The organism is Caulobacter sp. HMWF025 (assembly GCF_003060965.1).
Lineage (GTDB): Bacteria > Pseudomonadota > Alphaproteobacteria > Caulobacterales > Caulobacteraceae > Caulobacter.
In genome coordinates, this window is the sequence record NZ_QAII01000053.1 from 5116 (window position 1) to 10955 (window position 5840).

At 66.6% G+C, this 5840-nt stretch carries 6 protein-coding genes; all 6 read right to left on the reverse strand.

Annotation, left to right across the window (positions count from 1 at the left end):
* Positions 1 to 83: 83 nt before the first annotated feature.
* Entirely contained in the window at positions 84 to 539 is a 456-nt protein-coding gene (locus DBR10_RS18890; protein ID WP_146187825.1) for a hypothetical protein, read from the reverse strand.
* 57 nt (positions 540 to 596) lie between these two features.
* Entirely contained in the window at positions 597 to 1262 is a 666-nt protein-coding gene (locus tag DBR10_RS07390) for a hypothetical protein (protein WP_146187826.1), read from the reverse strand.
* Between the two features lie 150 nt (positions 1263 to 1412).
* On the reverse strand, positions 1413 to 2822 hold the full coding sequence (gene murD / locus DBR10_RS07395) for a UDP-N-acetylmuramoyl-L-alanine--D-glutamate ligase (protein WP_108505834.1): 1410 nt from the start codon (positions 2820 to 2822) through the stop codon (positions 1413 to 1415).
* Between the two features lie 13 nt (positions 2823 to 2835).
* Positions 2836 to 3948: a phospho-N-acetylmuramoyl-pentapeptide-transferase gene (mraY, locus tag DBR10_RS07400; RefSeq protein WP_108505835.1), complete on the reverse strand. Its 1113-nt coding sequence runs from the start codon at positions 3946 to 3948 to the stop codon at positions 2836 to 2838.
* Positions 3948 to 5408, reverse strand: a complete 1461-nt coding sequence (locus tag DBR10_RS07405) for a UDP-N-acetylmuramoyl-tripeptide--D-alanyl-D-alanine ligase (RefSeq protein WP_108556237.1) — start codon at positions 5406 to 5408, stop codon at positions 3948 to 3950. Before DBR10_RS07405 ends, mraY begins: the two co-directional genes overlap by 1 nt.
* Positions 5401 to 5840, reverse strand: a 440-nt coding sequence (locus DBR10_RS07410) for a glutamate ligase domain-containing protein (RefSeq protein WP_272482604.1), incomplete at its 5' end; no start/stop codon positions are given. The genes DBR10_RS07405 and DBR10_RS07410, both read right to left, overlap by 8 nt.

Here is a 5840-nt window from a genome sequence, read left to right on the forward strand (position 1 = left end):
CGAACGCCAGACCCGAAAGGCCTGTCGACCCCTCATCCGCCGGCTTCGCCGCGACCTTCTCCCGCAAGGGGAGAAGGAAGGCGCTATTCTTCAGGGCTATTCATTCCACAGAAAACGACGACGTCACTGGAAGTCTTGATTTCGACGGCTCGTCCGAACTCACAACCACTATCATTGGCCAGGGCAAGTGTCGGGGAGGCCTCAATGATCGCAGTCACGCGATCATGAAGTGCTCGTTCTTCATCATTGCAGCGAGCGATATCTACGGCCTTCATGACCGAGGGCGCGGTGCCGGTGCCTAGGGTGCCAACCAGGTTTCCGCATCCTTCGAGCTGAAAAATGGCCTCGCCTAAATGGAGCGTTGGCCCACGGCCTGTTTTGCCGTTCAGCGCATGAAACGTCCAAAGCCCATCAGTAGCCCGCACAGGCGAAGGCGGCTCATTCCTGGCTTTCCCACAGGAGACGAGGGCGACAAGCGTCAAGGCAGAAGATGCTGAGGTCAGGATAGAATGACCGGTTTTTCGGAACTTCACGCTCATGCCCTATCTTAGGTAAAAGCTCATATCGCGTGCGACCGCGAAACCAGTGATCAAGGGCTATGGCTTTGGAACCGAGGCATTCAGAGATTGCTTGTAAGCCTTAACGGCGGAGCGCACTTGGCGGCGGACTTGGTCAGGTCGCTCCACCAAAGCAAAAGCAGCAGCCCAAATGCGGGGCCCGGTTCCAGGCACTACCACCGGATCGAGCGGGTCTTCATTGGCTGCAGGCTTGAGTAACAGGACATAGTCGCGGCCCGGATCCAGGGAAACGATAGCGGGCGAAAAATAGACCTGATCGCCGCTGGGGTCGGTTAGGAAGGCCTGCTGGCAGGCGGATGTCACCGGCTGCCCCTCAAGGCCTGTGTTCAATAGGATTCTCACCCCTGTGCGAGGCGATACCTCGACCTCGGTGGCCGGAGCGCCGATGAGCGTTTCAACAACCTTGAATCTCAACGCGCCGCTGGGCACAGCGGGATTGCCGTCCCGTCGACAGGTTGCCGGATTGACGTCCTGGGCCATGCGCTCGCGGCACCAGGCGAGTGCAGGCGGGCCGGTCTGAACCGTCGGAGCGCGGACCACACCCAGCCAGGTCGCATCCTCGATCCCCTCGCCCAAGCGAAAGAAGTTCAGCTTGGTTTCCTGGCTCTTGCTGGACAGCTCTCCGCAATAGAACCGGTCGACGACCACTGGAGCAGCTTGAGCCAACACCGGGACGAGCAGCAAGGTTGACGCTAGCGCTAGAGCGGCGGGTCTGAGCATGGTCAAAAGCTACGTGCCGCCGACGGAGCCTGGCAACCCTAGATTTTACAAGTTTGGGTGACACACGCAACGAACCGAAGCACGCCGCAAGACGCTCCTGGCGGCAATACCCCCCTACCCCGCCTTCGCCCCGATCCGGCTGAGGCCCTCGACCGCCGCGCGGAACGCTTCGCCCCGGGCCTCGAAGTCCGCGAACTGGTCGAACGACGCACAGGCCGGCGACAGCAGGACGATGGCGTCCTCGCCGCTGTCCAGGGCGTCGGAATAGGCCGCGGCCGTGGCGATCTCCAGGGAGGCGCAGTGGCGGACCGGGGCCTTGCCCTCGAGGGTCTGGCCGAAGTCCAGCGAGGCCTCGCCGATCAGATAGGCCTTGGCGATGCGCGGGAAGAGATCGGCCAGGTCGTGGATGCCGCCGGCCTTGGCCACCCCACCGGCGATCCAGTAGAACTTGGGATAGCTGCTCATCGCCTGACGCGCGGCGTCGGCATTGGTGGCCTTGCTGTCGTTGACGAAGCGGACCTTGCCGATCTTGCCGACGGTTTCCATGCGGTGGGCTAGGCCCGGGAAGCTCATCAGGCCGTCGACGGCGTCCTGGGCCGGGATGCCGATGGCCTTGGCGGCGGCGAAGGCGGCGGCGGCATTCTGCCAGTTGTGGCGGCCCGGCAGGCTGCGAGCCCGCAGCAGGTCGCCCATCTCGGTGACCCGGTCGCCGGTGGCGTCATAGAGAACGCCCTGCAGGGCATAGACGCCCCGGCCCATGGCCTTGCCGGCGCTGATCGGCCAGATGGTGCGGCGGTTGGCGGCGGTGATCTCGGTGCAGATCTGCTGGCACCAGGGATCGTCCACCCCGATGATGGCGGTGTCGCCCTTGCCCTGGTTGAGGAAGATGCGGCGCTTGGCGGCAATATAGCCGTCCATGCCCCCGTGCCGGTCCAGGTGGTCGGGCGAGATGTTGAGCAGCACCGTCGCGTCGGCCTTCAGGCTGCTGGTCAGGTCCAGCTGGTAGGACGAGAGTTCCAAGACGTACACGGCGCCGCCGTGCATGTCGTCGAGGCCCAGCACGCCCGCGCCGATATTGCCGCCGACCCGGGTGTCGCGGCCTGCCGAGGCGCACAGGTGGCCGATCAGGGCCGTGGTGGTGGATTTGCCGTTGGTGCCGGTGATGGCGATGATCTTGGGCCGCTTGTGCGCCGGGGCGGCATTGACCGTGCGGGCGAAGAGTTCGATGTCGCCGAGGATCTCGACGCCGGCATCCCTGGCCATCTTCACCGTCCAGTGCGGCTGGGGATGGGTCAGGGGCACGCCGGGCGACAGCATCAGGGCGGCGAACTGGCTCCAGTCGGCGGCCCGCAGGTCGACGACCTTGAAGCCTTCGGCCTCGGCGGCCTTGCGACTGGCCGGCTTCTCGTCCCACAGCGCCACATGGGCTCCGCCGGCGACGAGGGCGCGTGCCGCCGTCAGGCCGGTGCGGCCTAGGCCGAACACCGCGACGGACTTGCCCTCGAATCCACGGACGGGGATCATGATCTCGGTCTCCCTAGCGCAGCTTCAGCGTGGCGAGGCCGACGAAGGACAGCATCATCGCCACGATCCAGAAGCGGATCACGACGGTGGATTCAGCCCAGCCCAGCTTCTCGAAATGGTGGTGGATCGGCGCCATCAGGAAGACCCGCTTGCCGGTCTTCTTGAAGTAGGCGACCTGGATCATGACGCTCAGGGCCTCGGCCACGAACAGGCCGCCGACAATGCCCAGAACCAGCTCGTGCTTGGAGCAGACGGCGATGGCGCCGAGCGCGCCGCCGAGGGCCAGCGAACCGGTGTCGCCCATGAAGATCTTGGCCGGCGGGGCGTTGTACCAGAGGAAGCCCATGCCCCCGCCGATGATGGCGCCGCACAGCACCGACAGTTCACCGACGCCGGGGGCGAAATGCAGGTTCAGATAGTCCGCAAAACGGTAGTTGCCGACCAGGTAGGTGATCAGGCCGAAGGTGGCGGCGGCGATCATCACCGGCACGATGGCCAGACCGTCCAGACCGTCAGTCAGGTTCACGGCATTGGAGAAGCCGGCGATGGTGACGGCGGCGAAGGCCACATAGAACCAGCCCAGATTGATCACCAGGGCCTTGAAGAACGGGAAGACCACACTGGTTTCCATGCCCGGGGTCATCGGCGACTTGGGCGCGGCCAGGATCAGCAGCACGGTGGCCGCGATGGCGACGACGAACTGGGCGACCAGCTTCTGGCCGCTGGAGAGGCCGGCCGTGGTCTGCTTGGTGACCTTGGCATAGTCGTCCATGAAGCCCAGCACGCCGTAGCTGCCGGTGATCAGCAGCACGACCCAGACATGGATGTTGCGCAGGTCGGCCCACAGCAGGGCGCTGACGAACAGTCCGGCCAGGATCATGAAACCGCCCATGGTGGGCGTGCCCGACTTCTCCAGAACGTGGCGGGCGATGCCGTCGGTGCGGATCGGCTGGCCCTTGCCCTGCTTGGCCTTCATCCAGCGGATGAAGCGAGAGCCCATGGCCACGGCCACGATATAGGCCGTCAGCATGGCCATGCCGGTGCGGAAGGTCAGGTACTTCAGCAGGTTCAGCAGCGGCACATGGTCGTGCGCACGCGCCAGCCACTCATACAGCAGGTACAGCATCAGCCCCGTTCCCCAAGATCGAGCGCCGCCAGGGCGGCTGACGCCACACTGGCCCTGGATCCGTTCGACCCCTTAACCATCACCACATCGCCCGGCCGGACCGCTGCTGCCAGCGCTGCCGTTAACTTTTCGGTAACCTCCGCGTAGCCGCCCTGCCGAGTCGGCGGAAGCGCCTCCCACAGCGATTTCATGTGGACGCCCGCAAGAAAAACCAGATCGACCCCGGCGTCCGCAATCGGGCCCGCCAGATCGGCGTGGAAGCGGGCACTGCCCTCGCCCAGTTCCAGCATGTCGGTCAGCACCACGATCCGCCGGCCGGCGACCTTGCGCGCCCCGAGCGTCTTGAGCGCGGCCTGCATCGACACGGGGTTGGCGTTGTAGCTCTCGTCGACCAGGGTGAAGCTGCCGCCCTCGACGGTGACGACCTTTTCGGCCCCGCGCCCCTCGATCGGCTCGAAGCTGGCCAGGGCCGCCAGGGCGATCTCGCGCGAGACGCCCAGCGCCTCCAGCATCAGCAGCACGCACAGGCTGTTGGGCCCCCAGTGGACGCCGGTCTGCAGGAGCTCGATCTCGATCGGCTCGCCACGAAGAACCGCTTTGACAACCGCTCTTCCCGGCGAACGCCGGGACCCAGACTCATCCCGAGCGTCCGCAGCCTTGTCATCTGGACCCCGGCTTTCGCCGGGGAGAGCGGTAGAAAATGAGACCAGTTGGGCCGTGCAATCGGGCGAAGTCCCGAAGCTCCACACGGCCGCCCCGGCCTTTTCGGCCTCGGCCTTCAGCAGGTCGAACCAGGGATTGTCGGCATTCAGCACCGCCACGCCCTGCGGCTCCAGACCGGCAAAGATCTCGGCCTTGGCCCGGGCGACGCCGGCTTCGCCGTCGGCGAAGTTCTCCAGGTGCACCGGCCCGACCGTGGTGATGGCCACCGCATGCGGACGGATGAACTGCGACAGCGGCGTGATCTCGTCGGCGTGGTTCATGCCGACCTCGAACACCGCCCGCTCGGTGTCGCGCGGCATGCGGGCCAGGGTCAGGGGCACGCCGATATGGTTGTTGTACGACTTGACCGAGGCGTGGGCCTTGCCGGCCAGCCGCAGCCCGGCCTCGACGGCGCGGGTGACGCTGGTCTTGCCGACCGAGCCGGTCACCGCCCCGCGCCGCGCCTGCGGGGCCCGGATGCGGGCCGCCTCGCCCAGACGCTCCAGACCCCGGAAGGTGTCCTCGACCAGCACCGCCGGCACCGCCACCGGCCGCGAGACCAGGGCCCCGGCCGCGCCCTTGTCGGCGGTCTGAACCACGAACTCATGGCCGTCCCGCGCCCCGGTCAGGGCGACGAACAGGTCGCCCGGCTGCAGGCTGCGGCTGTCGATCGAGACGCCGGTGACGGCAAAGTCTTCGGTCGCCCGGCCGCCGATGGCCTCGGCGATTTCATGGGCGGTCCAGAGGGGCTCAGACATCGGTGCCCTCCAGCGCCGCCAGGGTTTCCGCCACATCGTCGAACGGATGATTGATGCCGGCGACCATCTGGCCCTGCTCATGGCCCTTGCCGGCCACGACCAGCACGTCGCCCTCGACCAGCTGGGCCGCAGCGGCGCGGATGGCGGCCCGGCGGTCGCCGATCTCGGTCGCGCCCGGCGCAGCGGCCAGGATGGCGGCACGGATCGAGCCTGGGTCTTCCGAGCGCGGATTGTCGTCGGTGACGATGGCCACATCGGCCAGACGCGCGGCGATCTCGCCCATCAGCGGCCGCTTGGTCCGGTCGCGGTCACCGCCGGCCCCGAACACCACGACCAGCTTGCCGGTGGTGTGCGGCCGCAGGGCCTCGAGCACGGTCTCCAGCCCGTCAGGCGTGTGGGCATAGTCGACATAGGCCTCGCCGCCCCTGGCCC